The organism is Haloferax marinum (assembly GCF_009674625.1).
Taxonomy (GTDB): domain Archaea; phylum Halobacteriota; class Halobacteria; order Halobacteriales; family Haloferacaceae; genus Haloferax; species Haloferax marinum.
This window is the reverse complement of the sequence record NZ_WKJQ01000001.1, coordinates 1,513,602-1,529,367: the sequence shown is the minus strand read 5'-3', so window position 1 is coordinate 1,529,367 and position 15,766 is coordinate 1,513,602. Positions and strand designations below refer to the sequence as shown.

The window sequence follows — 15,766 nt, the reverse complement described above, 5'->3', positions numbered from 1 at the left end:
AAGCCCCTCTATAGACCGTCCAAATCCCGTGATTCTGTGGATTGTTTTGGGAACCTTTATGAGATGCCTTGCTACACATACGAACGTTCGGAGACGACAATCCGGTACTTAGGAACACACAATGATTGAAGCAATTGAACCCCTCATGACTGCACTGCAGAGTGAAGCAGCTTCTGGCCCCGCAATCTCCCCATCGGCCGCCGCGGCACTGGCCGTTGGTCTCGCCGCATTCGGCGCAGGCTACGCAGAGCGTGGCATCGGTTCCGCTGCGATGGGCGCCATCGCTGAAGACGAGGACCTGTTCGTTAACGGGCTGATCCTTACGGTTCTCCCCGAGACCCTCGTCATCCTCGCGCTCGTCGTCGTCTTCCTGGTCTAAACCACCCCTTCCTTTCCCATCATGAGTTTGGACAACGTCGTTGAGGATATCCGAGAGGAAGCCAACGCACGTGCGGAGGAAATCAAAGAGGCCGGCAAGGAACGAGCCGACGAGATTCGTTCCGAGGCCGAAGCGGAAGCCGAAGCGCTCGTCGAAGAGCGTGAGGAGTCCGTCGAAAACCAGGTCGAACGAGAGCGCGAACAAGCACTCTCCAGCGCGAAACTCGAAGCGAAGCAGGCACGTCTCGGCGCACGCCGCGACGTCCTCCAGCGCGTTCGAGCCCAGGTCGAAGACGAACTCGCAACGCTAGAAGGCGACCGCCGCGAGGAGCTCACCCGCACGCTCCTCGACGCCGCCTCCGTCGAGTTCGAAGACGAGGACGAAGTCCACGTCTACGGCCGCGCTGACGACGCCGACCTGCTCGAAGATATCCTTGCCGACTACGACGGTTACGAAGTGTCTGGCGAACGCGACTGCCTCGGTGGCGTCGTGGTCGAAGGCACGAACTCGCGTGTTCGGGTGAACAACACCTTCGACTCGGTCCTCGACACGGTCTGGGAGGACAACCTGAAGGAAGTGAGTGCGCGACTGTTTGACGACCAATGAGTGCTGCTGGCGGCTCGAATCCGGAATACGTCATCGCTCGCGTGAGAGCGCGACGCAGCGCCCTCTTCGGAGACGAAGAGTACCGCAAACTGGTCCGTATGGGGCCGGCTGAAATCGCCCGATTCATGGAGGAGTCGGAGTACGAAGCTGAGATCAACGCTCTGGGTAGCCGCTACTCGGGCGTCGACCTCATCGAGTACGGGCTGAACCACAACATGGCGAAGCAGTTCAACGACATCCTCGACTGGGCCGACGGCCGCCTCTACGACCTCATTGCGCGCTACCTCCGGAAGTTCGACGCGTGGAACGTCAAGACCATCATCCGCGGTATCTACTCCGAGACGCCACGGGACGAGATCGAAACCGACCTCATCCGTGCCGGCGAGTTCGACGACCGCCTCATCTCTCGACTGCTCGACGCAGCCGAAATCGAGGAGGTCGTCGAGCTTCTCTCGGGGACCATCTTCGCAGACGGTCTCGAGGCCGCCTACGACGACTACGAAGACGTTGGCGTCCTCGTTCCGCTGGAGAACGCCGTCGACCGTGCCTTCTACGAGCAACTGCTCGACGGGCTGGTCGTCGGAGAAGAGACGAAGCAGTACCGCGAATTCCTCGAAGCAGAGATCGACTTCCGGAACGCCCGCAACGCGCTCCGCATCGCCCGCAGTGGCGCCGACCTCGACCCGACCGATTACTTCATCGAGGGCGGCACGCTGTTCCGGGCGGCGGAACTCGCCGCGCTGGCGACGAACCCGGACGAACTCGTCTCGAAGATTCGCGACAGTCGCTACGGTGACCGCCTCTCGAATGCACTGTCGGACCTCGAAGAGGCAGACAGCCTCATCGGCTTCGAGCGCGCCCTCGACGCGGCGCTCTTGGAGTACGCGGACACACTCGGTTACGTGTTCCCGCTGTCGGTCACGCCAATCATCTCGTACATCCTCGCGAAGGAGCGCGAGGTGGACAACATTCGGGCGATTGCCCGCGGCCGTGAGGCAGGGCTTCCCCCCGAAGAGATAGAAGAGGAGCTGGTCATCCAATGAGCCAGGAAATAGCAGTTATCGGCAGTCCGGACTTCACGACGGGATTCCGACTTGCGGGTGTCCGCAAGTTCGAGAACGTCCCCGACGAAGCAAAGGACGAAGAACTCGACGAGGCCGTTATGCGAACGCTCGAGGACGAGGACGTGGGTATCATCGTGATGCACCAAGAGGACCTCGACTACCTCTCGCGTAACGCTCGCCAGTCGGTCGAAAAGAGTATCGAGCCAACGCTCGTTACGCTCGGCGGCACTGGCGGCGCGAGCGGCCTCCGCGACCAGATCAAGAGAGCAATCGGTATCGATCTGATGGACGAATAACCAAACATGAGTCAGGCAACACAAGAGTCCGTCCGCGAAGACGGTCTCATCGCAAGCGTGAGTGGTCCGGTCGTGACCGCCCGTGACCTCGACGCCCGCATGAACGACGTCGTCTATGTCGGCGACGAAGGTCTGATGGGCGAGGTCATCGAAATCGAAGGCGACATCACGACCATTCAGGTGTACGAGGAAACGTCCGGTGTCGGTCCCGGTGAACCCGTCGAGAACACGGGCGAACCGCTGACCGTCGACCTGGGTCCAGGGATGCTGGACGCCATCTACGACGGTGTCCAGCGCCCGCTGGACGTGCTCGAGTCCAAGATGGGCTCGCCGTTCCTCGACCGTGGTGTTGACGCACCCGGTATCGACATGGAAAAGAAGTGGGAGTTCGAACCCAGCGTCTCCGAAGGCGACGAAGTCGCCCCCGGTGACGTCGTGGGTACCGTTCCCGAAACCGTGACCATCGAACACAAGGTCATGGTCCCGCCGTCCTTCGAAGGTGGCGAAGTCGTCGCCGCCGAAGCAGGCGAGTTCTCTGTCACCGAGACGGTCGTCGAACTCGACAACGGCGAAGAAGTTACGATGCACCAGGAGTGGCCGGTTCGCCGTGCGCGTCCTTCGACGGAGAAGAAGACGCCGCGTGAACCGCTCGTCTCCGGGCAGCGTATCCTCGACGGTCTGTTCCCCATCGCGAAGGGTGGGACGGCCGCGATTCCGGGGCCCTTCGGGTCCGGAAAGACGGTTACGCAGCACCAGCTCGCCAAGTGGGCCGACGCTGACATCGTCGTCTACGTCGGCTGTGGTGAGCGCGGTAACGAGATGACCGAGGTTATCGAGGACTTCCCGGAACTCGACGACCCGAAGACGGGCAACCCGCTCATGGCCCGGACGTGCCTCATCGCGAACACGTCCAACATGCCTGTGGCGGCCCGTGAATCCTGCATCTACACCGGCATCACCATCGCGGAGTTCTACCGCGACATGGGCTACGACGTCGCACTGATGGCCGACTCCACCTCCCGGTGGGCAGAGGCCATGCGCGAGATTTCCTCGCGTCTCGAAGAGATGCCCGGTGAAGAGGGGTACCCCGCGTACCTCGCCGCGCGTCTCTCCGAGTTCTACGAGCGCGCCGGATACTTCACCACCATCAACGGTGACGAGGGTTCGGTCTCCGTCATCGGCGCAGTGTCGCCGCCCGGCGGTGACTTCTCTGAGCCGGTTACGCAGAACACCCTGCGTATCGTGAAGACGTTCTGGGCACTCGACGCAGACCTCGCTGAGCGTCGTCACTTCCCGGCTATCAACTGGAACGAGTCCTACTCGCTCTACCAGGACCAGCTCGACCCGTGGTTCGTCGAGAACGTCAAGGACGACTGGCCAGAAGAGCGTCAGTGGGGTGTCGACGTGCTCGACGAAGAAGCTGAACTCCGCGAAATCGTTCAGCTCGTCGGTAAGGACGCCCTGCCAGCGGACCAGCAGCTGACGCTCGAAGTCGCTCGCTACCTCCGCGAGGCGTACCTCCAGCAGAACGCGTTCCACCCGACGGACACGTTCTGTGAGCCAGAGAAGACGTACGGTATCCTCACGGCCATCCACACGTTCAACGACGAGGCGTTCAAGGCGCTCGAAGCCGGCGTCCCCGTCGAAGAAATCCAGGACATCGACGCGGCTCCGCAGCTGAACCGTATCGGCGTCCAGGAAGACTGGGATGCGTACATCGAGGACCTGAAAGCAGAGATCACCGAGCAACTCCGCGAGCTGTACTGAGACCATGAAGGAATACCAGACTATCACCGAAATCAGCGGCCCGCTGGTGTTCGCCGAGGTTGACGAGCCGATCGGGTACGACGAAATCGTCGAAATCGAGACGCCCCAAGGCGAAACCAAGCGCGGACAGGTCCTCGAATCCAGTGAGGGCCTCGTCGCCATTCAGGTGTTCGAAGGCACCACCGGTATCGACAGGAACGCGTCCGTCAAGTTCCTTGGCGAGACGCTCAAGATGCCCGTGACCGAGGACCTCCTCGGCCGCGTGCTCGACGGTTCTGGCCAGCCAATCGACGGCGGCCCAGAGATCGTCCCCGACGAGCGACGTGACATCGTCGGCGCAGCAATCAACCCGTACTCCCGCGAGTACCCCGAGGAGTTCATCCAGACGGGTGTGTCCGCCATCGACGGCATGAACACGCTCGTTCGCGGTCAGAAGCTCCCAATCTTCTCCGCGTCGGGGCTTCCCCACAACAACCTCGCACTGCAGGTCGCCCGTCAGGCAACCGTGCCTGAGGAAGAAGGCGACGAAGAGTCCGAGTTCGCTGTGGTCTTCGGCGCGATGGGTATCACGCAGGAAGAGGCGAACGAGTTCATGCAGGACTTCGAGCGCACGGGTGCACTCGAGCGCTCCGTCGTCTTCACGAACCTCGCGGACGACCCCGCAGTCGAGCGGACGGTCACGCCGCGTCTCGCACTCACCACCGCAGAGTACCTCGCGTTCGACAAGGGCTACCACGTCCTCGTCATCCTGACCGACATGACCAACTACTGTGAGGCGCTCCGTGAGATCGGTGCGGCTCGTGAAGAGGTCCCCGGTCGCCGTGGGTACCCCGGTTACATGTACACTGACCTTGCACAGCTCTACGAGCGTGCGGGTCGTATCGAGGGACGCGAAGGGTCTGTCACCCAGATTCCCATCCTCACGATGCCTGGCGACGACGACACGCACCCGATTCCTGACCTGACCGGCTACATTACCGAGGGTCAGATCTACATCGACCGTGACCTCAACTCGCAGGGTATCCGCCCGCCGATCAACCCGCTGCCGTCCCTGTCCCGTCTGATGGACGACGGTATCGGTGAGGGCCTCACCCGTGAGGACCACGCAGACGTCTCCGACCAGATGTACGCGGCGTACGCAGAGGGTGAAGACCTTCGCGACCTCGTGAACATCGTCGGTCGCGAGGCGCTCTCCGAGCGTGACAACAAGTACCTCGACTTCGCAGAGCGCTTCGAAGCCGAGTTCGTCAATCAGGGCTTCGACTCCAACCGGTCGATTGCCGACACGCTCGACATCGGCTGGGAACTCCTCTCGACGCTGCCGAAATCCGAGCTCAACCGTATCGACGAAGAGCTCATCGAGGAGTACTACCAGGAAGACGCCGAGACGGTCGAAGCGGAAGCCTAATCCGGGTTTTCGTCCACCAGTTTCGGCCCCGATTTCTCTCTCTATTTTTCACCGAGAGCGACGCGACCACGCGTCGTCCGCGAACTGACCACCCCCTTTCGCCGAGCGGTGAGCGCCTGCCAACTTCCTTACGTTGGGGGTGCGAGGGACTCACATGAACGGCACTTCGGCTTCCTCTTCGTCTCACGCCCACCCGCGCGTGCTCGCAGTCGTCGGTGAGCGGGAACGAGACCGAATCGAAGACGCGCTCTCGTCGCTTTCGGTCGAGACCGTCTCGTCTGTCGAGGCCGCACGAGGGCGACTCGACACCGATTCGGTCGACTGTCTCGTCGTCCAAACCGACCGTACCGAGGATATCTCGTCGTTGCGGGCGGAGACGGACGCTCCACTCGTCGTGGTCGTCCACCCCGACAGTGGCCTCTCGTCGACTGCCGGACTGGACGCCGGTGCGACCGACGTCGTCCCACTCGTCGAGTCGAACCTCTTCGAGCGGTTGCCCGACCGCGTCGAAAGCGCCGTCGCGTGGCGTCGCTTCGGGACCGAAGCGACCGGACAGATTACCGAGGACCTCAAAGAACAGGCGTTGGACGAAGCGCCCGTCGGCATCACGATCGCCGACTATACGCTTCCCGACCGACCACTCGTCTACGTCAACGAGTCGTTCGAGTCGATGACGGGGTATTCGGCCGCCGCCGCGTTAGGTCGCAACTGTCGGTACTTGCAGGGGCCGAAGACGGACCCCGAACAGGTCGCAGAACTCCGTGAGGCAATCGACGCCAAGGAGTCGGCGTCGGTCGAACTGCTGAACTACCGAGAGGACGGCGAGACGTTCTGGAACCGAGTCGACATCGCACCGCTCACGGGACCGAACGGCGAGGTGACCCACTTCGTCGGGTTTCAGACGGACATCACAGAGCGCGTTCGTGCCGAAGAGGCGGCCGAGACGTACGCCAGACGAGTCGACGAAGAGCGCGCGCGACTACAGTCGCTCGTCGAACACATCGAGGGACTCCTCGAAGACGTGACGAGCGCCCTCGTCAGGGCAGAGACGCGGCGCGAACTCGAAGCGACAGTCTGTCGCCGCGTCGCAGCGACCGCCCCGTTCGAAAGCGCGTGGATTGGCGACTGTGACTTCTCTCCTTCGGTCATCGTCCCAAACGAGTGGTCCGGCGAACACACCGCGTTCATCGAGGGACTCGAGATCGACCGCGACGACACCGACGACCCGACTGCACGGGCGGTACACACGCTCACTGTGGAATCGACCGTCGCCGACGAGACAGCGAGTCACGACGCCGCGAGCGCCCCCGGTCGCTCTGCGATTGCCGTTCCGTTGATTCATCGGGAGACGCTCTACGGCGTGTTGACCGTCTACGGCGACGCGGCCGAACTCGACGACGAGGTTGCCGTCGTCTTCGGAACGCTCGGTCGAGCAGTCGGGGCGGCTATCGATGCCTTCGAGAGTCGCCGGTCGCTCCTCTCTGACGACGTTCTCGAACTCGAGTTCGACGTGTCAGACTCAGCCCAACCGCTCGTGAGTCTCGCCGAGGCGGGCGACTGTCGATTGGCGTACGAAGGTGCGGTCCCTCACGACGACGGCACGCTCAGTCTCTTCGTCTCGGTCACGCCGCCGGCCCAACTCACCGACGTCGACACCGAGATAGACGGCGTGGTGGCCGTCTCGAAACTCCCGCGCGGCGACGACGCCGGACTCTACGAAGTCGTCCTCGAAAGTGGCTCGCTCACCCATCTCGTCGCGGACGCTGGCGGTCGGTTGACGGACCTCGAAGCCACACGCACCGGGAGTCGGTTCACCGCAATCGTTCCGGACCGCGCGGTCGGACGAACGCTGCTCGACGACCTCAGAACTGTCGCCACCGGCGTCGAACTACGGGCCGTCAGAGACCGCTCGTCTCCAGCACGGACTCGCCGCGAGTTCGCGAGCAGCGTCGGCGCGGACCTCACGGACAGACAGCACACGGCCCTCCAACTCGCGTATCTCGGTGGCTTCTTCGACTGGCCCCACGGCGTCACGGGTGACGAACTCGCAGACGCGATGGGCGTCTCTCGGGCGACGTTCCACCAGCACCTCCGCGCCGCCGAGCGAAAACTCGTCACACAGTTCTTCGATAACGACTCGACGTAACTCGCGTCTGTCACGACTTCCGTCGACAGCGCGAATACGTCCGTCACACTGACGAATCTCGCCCGGTCTGACGGGCCAGACAGTAAAAGATTAACACCCCTGAAGAACAATCCTCGCCAAAGATGGCCGAAGACGTCAAGCCGACCCGCAAGAACTTGATGGCGATCGAGGATCGCATCGAACTCTCGGAGCGGGGCCACGACACGCTCGAACAGAAGCGAGACGGCCTCATCATGGAGTTCATGGACATCCTCGACCAGGCACAGGACGTGCGGGCGAACCTCAACGCAGACTACGACCGCGCCCAGCGCACCATCAACATGGCCCGCGCCATGGAGGGTGACGTCGCAGTTCGCGGTGCTGCTGCCGCGCTGAAGGAGTACCCGGAGATTACGACGCAGTCGAAGAACATCATGGGTGTCGTCGTTCCGCAGATCGAGTCCTCGCGCGTGAAGAAGAGCCTCGACCAGCGTGGCTACGGACTTCTCGGTTCCTCGGCCCGCATCGACGAGGCCGCCGACGCCTACGAGGAACTGCTCGAATCTATCATCCTCGCCGCGGAAGTCGAGACGGCGATGAAGAAGATGCTCGAGGAGATCGAGACCACGAAGCGCCGTGTCAACGCACTCGAATTCAAGCTTCTGCCGGAACTCTACGAGAACAAGGAGTACATCGAGCAGAAACTCGAAGAACAAGAGCGCGAGGAGATCTTCCGTCTGAAGAAGATCAAGGCGAAGAAGGAAGAAGAAGAAAAGCAAGAGCGGAAGGCCGCCGAAGAGGCCGCCGCCGAAGAAGCCGCCGCCGCGAACTAATCGCAGTTCTCTCACAGACGCTCTCTTGGTCGCCTCACCGACCGATTTTCCCCACTCGACTGCGTAGCCTCGGATATGCCGTGTCCTGATTGCGGCGGGGAACAGGCTGTGTTCCCCGTTCCCGAAGCTCTCGAAGAGTTCGCTCCCGAAGGGTCGCTGACGATTGGGTTGTGTGCCGACTGCCTTCGCGTCCACCCGAGTGACGACCGTCTGACAGACGGAGAGACGCGACCGTTGGCAGACATCGTCCCCGACGGTGACGGTGGCGCGGCCGTCGCACTGATGCTCGGATTCCTCGACTCGCTGGCGCTCAACCGCGAGGCTATCGTCGAGAGCGCCGAGTACGCCGAACGAGCGGGTGTAGACGTACATCTCGTCCTCGACAGACTCGAACAGTCGGCCCCCGAGCCGCACTTCGACGTCGGGCGGCGACACTCGCAGTTAGAGATGTTCCTGTAAGTTCGGTATCCCCACCACCCGGTGTCGCGTGGGTGCTCTTCGAACCCCTTTTACTCTATTTCGCACAACAGCGAACGAGATGAGTCGAGTCGACCGGGTCCCGTTCGGGGTGCGGCAGTGAAGGAATCCGAGCAGTCGTCTGGAGGGGTCGCCGCCCGAGTCGCCAGTCGCGTTCGGAGTCTCGCCGACGACGGCGACCTCGTCGTCGGCGCAGTCATCGTCAGTACGTTCTTCATCGGATTCGGTGGCGGTGTGATATTCCCGATTCTGCCGAACCTCGGCGCCGTTCTCGGTATCTCGCCCGTCCTCGTCGGAATCATCCTGAGTGCGAACCGGTTCTCTCGACTCTTGGCGAACGCACCGGCAGGGAGCCTCGTCGACCGAATCGGGACGCGAACGCCGTTCGTCGTCGGGATGTTCGTCCAGGGTGTGGCGACGTTCGGCTACGTCGTCGCCATGGTCGCGCCGCTCCCCGAGGCGTGGTTCTTGCTGGCGCGCTTGTTGTGGGGTGTCGGAAGCGCCCTCGTCTTCGCGACGGCGTACACCATCGCTGCCGACGTGAGCGATGGCCGCTCCCGTGGGGCGAACATGGGACTCATCAGAGGGGGCGTCCTCTTCGGATTCCCGACGGGCGTGGTCATCGGCGGTGTCCTGAGTGAACTCACGGGGACGCTGACGGCGTTCGGCGTCGCCACCGTCTTCGCATTCTTCGCCAGCGCCATCGCATACTGGTCGGTCCCCGAGACGCACGTCGAAGCGGAGCGAAACACGTCGGCCAAGCCGTGGGACGTCAACACTGACCTCCCCGCGCTCACGGTCGGGTTGGTCAACTTCTCCGTCCTCTTCGTCTACATCGGCGCGCTGTTCGCGACGCTCGTGTTGTTTCTCGGGCAGAACGACCTCAGTGTCTTCGGATTCGACGCTCAGGGGTCGTCGGGTATCTTCATGGGTCTCACCGTCGTCGCTGCGGGAGTCTCGATGTACGTCGGCGGGTCCGTGAGTGACCGGCGTCAGTCCCGTATCCCGACGCTACTCTTCTTTTTGGGAGCGACGTCGCTCGGATTCGTTCTGCTGACGTTCGCGGACTCGAACCTGTCGTTGGCTCTCGCCTGTCTGTTCGTCGGCGTCGGACAGGGTGGGACGAGCGGACCGCTGATGGCACTGTTGGGTGACCTCGTCCCCGACGACGAGATGGGCCGCGCCGTCGGGACGAGCAACGTGTTCGGTGACGTCGGGGGTGGGTTCGGCCCAATCGTCACCCTGCCGTTGATAGACGTCGTCGGCTTCGAGCCGATTTATCTCTCCTGTGCGGCCTTACCGCTCGTCGCGGCGGTGACGCTTCTCGTCGGTGTGCGTCGGGAGACCGGTCACTTCGTCCCGCGCGTCCGACCGTGACGAACCGGTAGGGTGTCGGTCGCTGACCGGGTCGAAGAGAGACGCCGAGGAGGAGGAGTCGCTTAGATGCCGGTGGAGTACCGGAGGATGCCGGCGATGCCACCGAACGCGTCGTAGAGCTGTTCGCCTTTCTCGAAGTCGGTGCTGATGAACTTCGTCTCGGTACCGCGCTGGTCTGCGAGGTCCATCAGATACTCGATGACGTCCTCGCGCTCTTTGAGTTCGGCCTCGCCGCCGCCATCGCAGTCGTGCGATGGGGTGTTGTGACGGTGGTCGACGAGTTCGAACTCCTCTTGGCCGTCGCAGTCGTAGATGGCGACGTCTTTTCGCAGGTCCTCGGAGATGAGGAGACGGTCGACAGAGCCCATGACGAGGTTCTTGCGAGTCGCTTCGAACCCGTAGGTGGACTCGTTGCCGCGGTGGAGTTTCTCGAAGAACTCCTCCATCTGCTTTTTGTCCTTCATTACCTCCTGGTCGGCCAGCACGTCCTGTGCGGCGTCGACGAGGTCGTAGAGGCCGGACTCGTCGGTGTAGGCCACGTCGAACTTGCCGACGACGATGTCTTGGAGTTCGTGGTGGAGGTAGTCACCGTCGAGGAACTCGTCTTTCGTCGGCGACGGACCGCCGACGAGGACGCCGTCCATCTCGTGGCGCTTCGGGACGAACAGGTCGTTGGCCATGCCAGCGACTTCCTGATAGAAGTTGTCGATGGCTTCGAGGCGGAGGCGAGCGAAACGCTGGGCGGACTGGCCACCTTTCCGCTGCTTGCCGGGGACGAGCGACGAGGCGCTCTTGACCGGTTCGACGCGTTTGCCTTTCAGCCACCCGACGTTGGCTTCGCGTCGGTCGAGGACGACGAGGCCGAAGAGGCCCTTGTCCATGAGCATGTCCTCGAGGGGGCTGGTGAGGAAGTTCGAGTCACAGTGGTACCGGAACGACTGAATCGGGTCCGGCGGACTCTCTAAGACCTTCGTAACCATCGTCGTCTGGCCACCGCCGGAGTTGACCGCGCCGGAGAACATGACGATACCGCGGTCCGGCGGGAACGTATCGTAGTATCGGAGGCGGTCTTTGATGCTCGTCAGCGCGTCCTGCACGTTCGTCCGCGTCTGCTTGGACTTGATGTTCGACGCTTCGCTGTGCTCTGTGATGACGTGCTCTACGACGTCAGATATCTGCTTGTCTTCGGGAATGTAGATGGTGACGAGCTGAGTTCCTGAGCCTTCGTACTCCTTGAGGTCCTCGATGACCTTCTTGAATTCGTACTTTCGGCGGTCTTCGCTCGCCTCCTCGGCGTCGCTACTCATCACTACCTCTAGTCTATCCAGCGGCTAAGTAACCTTTGACTGGGAACGCTACACGATACCCACTCACACGTGGACCGTCTCGGGCCGAGATTCGGTGTGAAAATCGGGGGGAGCCGTCGGAGAACATTTATGTTGCTGTCATGGGTGGCTTTCGACAGTTGGAATTTATGTCTCGGGTGTACGCAGTTGCCAGCGCAAAAGGCGGGGTTGGAAAGACGACGACGACAGCCAACCTCGGGACGGTCCTCTCTATGGCCGGCCACGATGTCGTCGTCGTCGACGGTGACCTTGGGATGCCGAATCTCGCTGGGGCTCTCGGTGTCGCCCCCGATGGGGAGACGCTTCACGACGTGCTCACCGGTGAGACGACGGTCGAATCAGCCACGTACGACGGGCCAAGTGGACTCTCGGTCCTTCCCGGTTCGACCGCGTTGGAGGCGTTCGCGAGTGCGAACGCGAAGGAACTCCACCCGGTCATCGAGACGCTCAAAGAGACCCACGACATCGTCCTCGTCGATACGGGCGCGGGTCTCAGCGACGACACGTTCGTCCCGCTGAAACTCGCAGACGAGGTACTCTTGGTCTCGACGACGGAGCGCGAAGCCCTCGGTGACACCGAGAAGACGCGCCAACTCGGTGAGCGAATCGGTGCGGACGTCGTCGGCGTCGTCCTCACTCGAGTCAACCAGTCGAATCCGAACGCGGACGAGGTCGCCTCGCTCCTCGACGCGGGCGTCATCGCCGTCGTTCCCGAAGACGCTGCGATTCGTGAGGCGCTCAGCACGCAGACTCCAGTCGTCGCTCGGTCACCCGAGAGCATCGCCGCCGCAGGCTATCGCGCACTCGCAGAAGCACTCACCGGCGAACCGGTTCCGGTCCCGGAAAGTGAGACAGACGATGCGGACGAGGCAGAGGAGTCGAACGAGACAGAGGGGCCGAACGAGGCGGAAGAGTCGGACGAGGCAGAAGACGTGACCGAACAGGCGTCTGCACCCTCGGCCACCGTCGACAGCGACGACGACGTAACCGTCGTCCAGACGGACGAGGAGTCTGCGCCGTCGGCCGAATCTGACGAAGATACGTCGCCAGAACCTGACTCTGAACCCGAACCTGAAACCAAACCCGAGTCTGAGTCCGACCTGGAACCCGACTCCGAACCAAACCCAGAAGCCGATTCCGAACCAAACTCAGAATCCAATTCCGCGCCGGACCAGACGGCCGCCCCCGAACCACCGTCCGACGAACCGGTGGCCGCTCCCCCGGCAGAAGATGAGTCGTCTGACGCCGAGTCGGCCTCGGAACACTCGCCCGAGGTGGAACAGTCTTCCACGCACGGGGCCGCCGAGACCGAACCGGAGCAGTCTGCCGACGTGGACGAAAACACGCCTTCGGATTCCTCTGTCGAAGCCACACTCGAAGCCGAGGCCGAGGCGACACTCGAAGCAGAGACTGTCGACACACCCGACGAGGAGACTGTCGACACACTCGAAGCAGAGGACGAATCGTTAGACGGTGCAATCCCGTTCGGGGGCGGCGCCGATAGTGACGGTGACGCTTCGAGAGACGGCACCGACCAACTGGCAGACGGTGTCGAAGACCCGGTCACTGCCAATCTCGACGACGCGGAGTCGATGGGGCCAGACCCGTTGGCTGGCGACGCAGTCGTCGACGCCCCGAGTGGTGAGGCCGCGGAATCGAAGGGTGCTCCCGAGACCGACACCGACGACGAGGAGGCGACTACCTCCAGTGAAGCGTCGGCAGTCGTCGAGGAGGCCCCGGCGGACGCAGCGGACGAACCACTCGTCGCCGAGGCTGAACCGGACGCCGTCGCTGAGGACGAAGGGGAACCTGCTGGCGACGGTGAGGACGAAGAGGGCGTCTACACCACCTCGCTCGTCGAGGAAGTCGAGTCGCTCGAAGACGACGACGAGGACGACCAGAAGAAAGGATTCCTCAGTCGATTCCTCGGCTAAACGGGAAATTCTTTTAGGCAGGTCCGCTGAAAGCCCCGTATGGTAGAATCTGAGTCCGTCCCCTTCTGGTGGGTACTGTTGTTCATCCTTCTCGCACTCGGCAGTGGCGCCGCCGTCGTCCTCGCAGTCGGCGGGTCGCTCATCTCCGCGATGGCTGGACTGCCACTGTTCTTCTAAGAAAAAATCCGTTTCAGCCCGTGTTCACATCGAGTCGGGCGCTTCGACACCGACAATAGCGAGCGCGTTCGCGACGGTGTTACGCGCGGCTTTGACGAGTGCGAGACGCGCAGCGCCGACGTCTTCGTCGGCGTCGAGCACCGGGCACTCGCGGTAGAACGTGTTGAACACTTCCGCGATTTCGCGGGCGTACGTGGCGATTGCGTGTGGTTCGAGGTCGTCTGCCGCCGCTTCGATGACGGCGGGGAACCGCGCAATCGTGCGAACGAGGTCGCGTTCGGCCTCGGTCGTGAGTACGGATGGGTCGACTTCGGTGGCGTCGAGGCCGGCGTTGGCCGCCTCGCCGACGATACCACAACAGCGAGCGTGGACGTACTGGATGTACGGTGCGGACTGGGCCTCGAAGTTGAGCGCCTGGTCCCACTCGAAGGTGATGGTCTTCGTCGGTTGCTTCGAGACGATGTCGTAGCGAACCGCGCCGATACCGACCTGTCGGGCGATGCGGTCGATATCGTCTTCGTCTAAGTCGTCGTCGCGGACGCGGCCTTCGAGACGCGTTTCGACTTCTTCGCGCGCACGCGAGATGGCCTCGTCGAGCAGGTCGTCGAGCATGACGCCGGTCCCCTTTCGGGTGGACATCGTCTCGCCGCCGGGGAGGTTGACCCACGAGTAGATGACGTTCTCGAGTTTGTCCACGTCGTTACCGAGGATGTCGAGGGCGGCACGGAGTTGGCCGGCCTGCAGTTTGTGGTCCTCGCCGAGGACGGTCACGGCGCGGTCGTAGTTGTCGAACTTCCACTCGTGGTGGGCGAGGTCACGCGTCGTGTACAGCGAGGTGTCGTCCGACCGCAGGAAGACGAGGTTCTTCTCGAAGCCGTAGTCGTCGAGTTCGAGTTGCCACGCGTCTTCCTCGTAGACGGCGTATTCGGTCTCTTTGAGGCGGTCTGCGAGGTCACGGGTGCTCCCGTCGAACATGAAGCGCGTCTCTTTGACGAACTCGTCGAACTCGGCGGGGAGGCGTTCGAGACACTCGCGCATGCCGCCGAGCACCTGGTCGACGACTTCTTCGACGCGGGCGTAGGTTTCTTCGTCGCCTTCTTCGATGCCTTGCAGAATCTCGGTAATCTTCGCTTCTGCGGCCTCGACTTTGTCGGGGTCGGCGTCTTCGAGGTAGGCGTTGCCCTTGCGGTAGTACCGGACGAGGTCGTACTCGATACGTTCGCGCTCGGGTTCGCCGTCCAGGTCTTCCTCGTCGAACGTCTCGTAGGCCCACGTGAAGACGGCCATCTGGCGGCCGGCGTCGTTCACGTAGTAGTGGCGTTCGACGTCGTTGCCGGCGAAGTCCAGCAGGTTGGCGACGGCGTCACCGATGACGGGGTTGCGGGTGCGACCGACGTGAACCGGTCCCGTTGGGTTCGCACTCGTGTGTTCGACGACGACGCTGTCGCCGGTCGATGGGAGGTGGCCGTAGTCGGTGTCGTCGGCAGCAGCGTCGACTGTGTCGTCGTAGTAGGCGTCGGTCACGTGGAAGTTCACGTACGGCCCTTGCGTGTCGACTGCGTCGAGGTAGTCGTAGCCCTCGACGGAGAGTTCGGCTGCGATGTCGGCAGCGACCTTCGGCGGTGCGGCGCCGACGACGCCGGCCAGTCGGAAGGCGACGCTGGAGGCGAGTGTCGCAGGTACGTCCTCCGGCGGTTCCTCGACCCCGAGGTCGTCGGTGGGGAGGTCGAGCGACGAGAGCGCCGCAGAGAGCGCCGTCTCGACCTCCTCACGGAACTGTCTGAACATGTACGCGGATTCTCGGCAGGCGGCTAAAGGCCTTTCCGAACCGTCCGAGCAGCCTCCACCCCCGTCGTGTCGGTCGTTCGAATCGTCTCCCGGTCGAGAGCGTGTCGGGCGGGCGGACGGCAGGCCCACGCGATACCTTACTAGTTAGGTAATAGTGGTATATCACGAGCAATCATCTCCACGTATCGA

Annotated in this window: 14 protein-coding genes; 12 read left to right on the top strand and 2 right to left on the bottom strand. The window is 62.7% G+C overall.

Annotated elements, in window-relative coordinates; genetic code table 11:
- Positions 1–121 precede the first annotated feature (121 nt).
- From GJR99_RS07815 to GJR99_RS07770, 10 genes are all read left to right on the top strand, one after another.
- Positions 122–379, top strand: coding sequence for a F0F1 ATP synthase subunit C (locus tag GJR99_RS07815; protein WP_151110901.1), 258 nt, complete (start codon positions 122–124; stop codon positions 377–379).
- Between the two features lie 21 nt (positions 380–400).
- Positions 401–985, top strand: coding sequence for a V-type ATP synthase subunit E (locus GJR99_RS07810; RefSeq protein ID WP_151110899.1), 585 nt, complete (start codon positions 401–403; stop codon positions 983–985).
- Positions 982–2,028 carry a V-type ATP synthase subunit C gene (locus GJR99_RS07805; RefSeq protein WP_151110897.1) on the top strand — a complete coding sequence of 349 codons (1,047 nt, stop codon included), beginning with the start codon at positions 982–984 and terminating at the stop codon, positions 2,026–2,028. The genes GJR99_RS07810 and GJR99_RS07805 overlap by 4 nt, the downstream gene beginning before the upstream one ends.
- Positions 2,025–2,345 (top strand): V-type ATP synthase subunit F, encoded by a 321-nt coding sequence (locus GJR99_RS07800; RefSeq protein ID WP_151110895.1) that lies wholly within the window; start codon positions 2,025–2,027, stop codon positions 2,343–2,345. The genes GJR99_RS07805 and GJR99_RS07800 overlap by 4 nt, the downstream gene beginning before the upstream one ends.
- 6 nt (positions 2,346–2,351) lie before the next feature.
- Positions 2,352–4,112, top strand: a complete 1,761-nt coding sequence (locus GJR99_RS07795) for an ATP synthase subunit A (protein WP_151110894.1) — start codon at positions 2,352–2,354, stop codon at positions 4,110–4,112.
- A gap of 4 nt (positions 4,113–4,116) precedes the next feature.
- Positions 4,117–5,520, top strand: coding sequence for an ATP synthase subunit B (locus GJR99_RS07790; protein ID WP_151110892.1), 1,404 nt, complete (start codon positions 4,117–4,119; stop codon positions 5,518–5,520).
- A gap of 154 nt (positions 5,521–5,674) precedes the next feature.
- The gene (locus GJR99_RS07785) at positions 5,675–7,666 is read left to right on the top strand and encodes a bacterio-opsin activator domain-containing protein (protein ID WP_151110890.1); all 1,992 of its coding nucleotides are present in this window, start codon (positions 5,675–5,677) and stop codon (positions 7,664–7,666) included.
- Between the two features lie 122 nt (positions 7,667–7,788).
- Positions 7,789–8,478: a V-type ATP synthase subunit D gene (locus GJR99_RS07780; protein WP_151110888.1), complete on the top strand. Its 690-nt coding sequence runs from the start codon at positions 7,789–7,791 to the stop codon at positions 8,476–8,478.
- 75 nt (positions 8,479–8,553) lie between these two features.
- Positions 8,554–8,937 carry a DUF6276 family protein gene (locus GJR99_RS07775; RefSeq protein ID WP_151110886.1) on the top strand — a complete coding sequence of 128 codons (384 nt, stop codon included), beginning with the start codon at positions 8,554–8,556 and terminating at the stop codon, positions 8,935–8,937.
- Positions 8,938–9,153: 216 nt separating this feature from the next.
- Positions 9,154–10,332: an MFS transporter gene (locus tag GJR99_RS07770; RefSeq protein WP_225317655.1), complete on the top strand. Its 1,179-nt coding sequence runs from the start codon at positions 9,154–9,156 to the stop codon at positions 10,330–10,332.
- Between the two features lie 62 nt (positions 10,333–10,394).
- Here GJR99_RS07770 and prf1 read toward each other — a convergent pair whose 3' ends face one another.
- A complete protein-coding gene (prf1, locus tag GJR99_RS07765) occupies positions 10,395–11,639 on the bottom strand; it encodes a peptide chain release factor aRF-1 (RefSeq protein WP_151110882.1) in 1,245 nt (414 codons plus the stop codon).
- A 167-nt stretch (positions 11,640–11,806) separates the two neighbouring features.
- Here prf1 and minD point away from each other — a divergent pair, with 167 nt between their 5' ends.
- A complete protein-coding gene (gene minD, locus GJR99_RS07760; RefSeq protein WP_151110880.1) occupies positions 11,807–13,612 on the top strand; it encodes a cell division ATPase MinD in 1,806 nt (601 codons plus the stop codon).
- Between the two features lie 39 nt (positions 13,613–13,651).
- Complete coding sequence (locus GJR99_RS17420; protein WP_191967090.1) at positions 13,652–13,789, top strand: hypothetical protein; 138 nt, start codon at positions 13,652–13,654, stop codon at positions 13,787–13,789.
- A gap of 24 nt (positions 13,790–13,813) precedes the next feature.
- On the opposite strand, the gene argS is transcribed toward GJR99_RS17420, so the two are convergent.
- Positions 13,814–15,577, bottom strand: a complete 1,764-nt coding sequence (gene argS, locus GJR99_RS07755) for an arginine--tRNA ligase (protein WP_151110878.1) — start codon at positions 15,575–15,577, stop codon at positions 13,814–13,816.
- Positions 15,578–15,766: the final 189 nt, after the last annotated feature.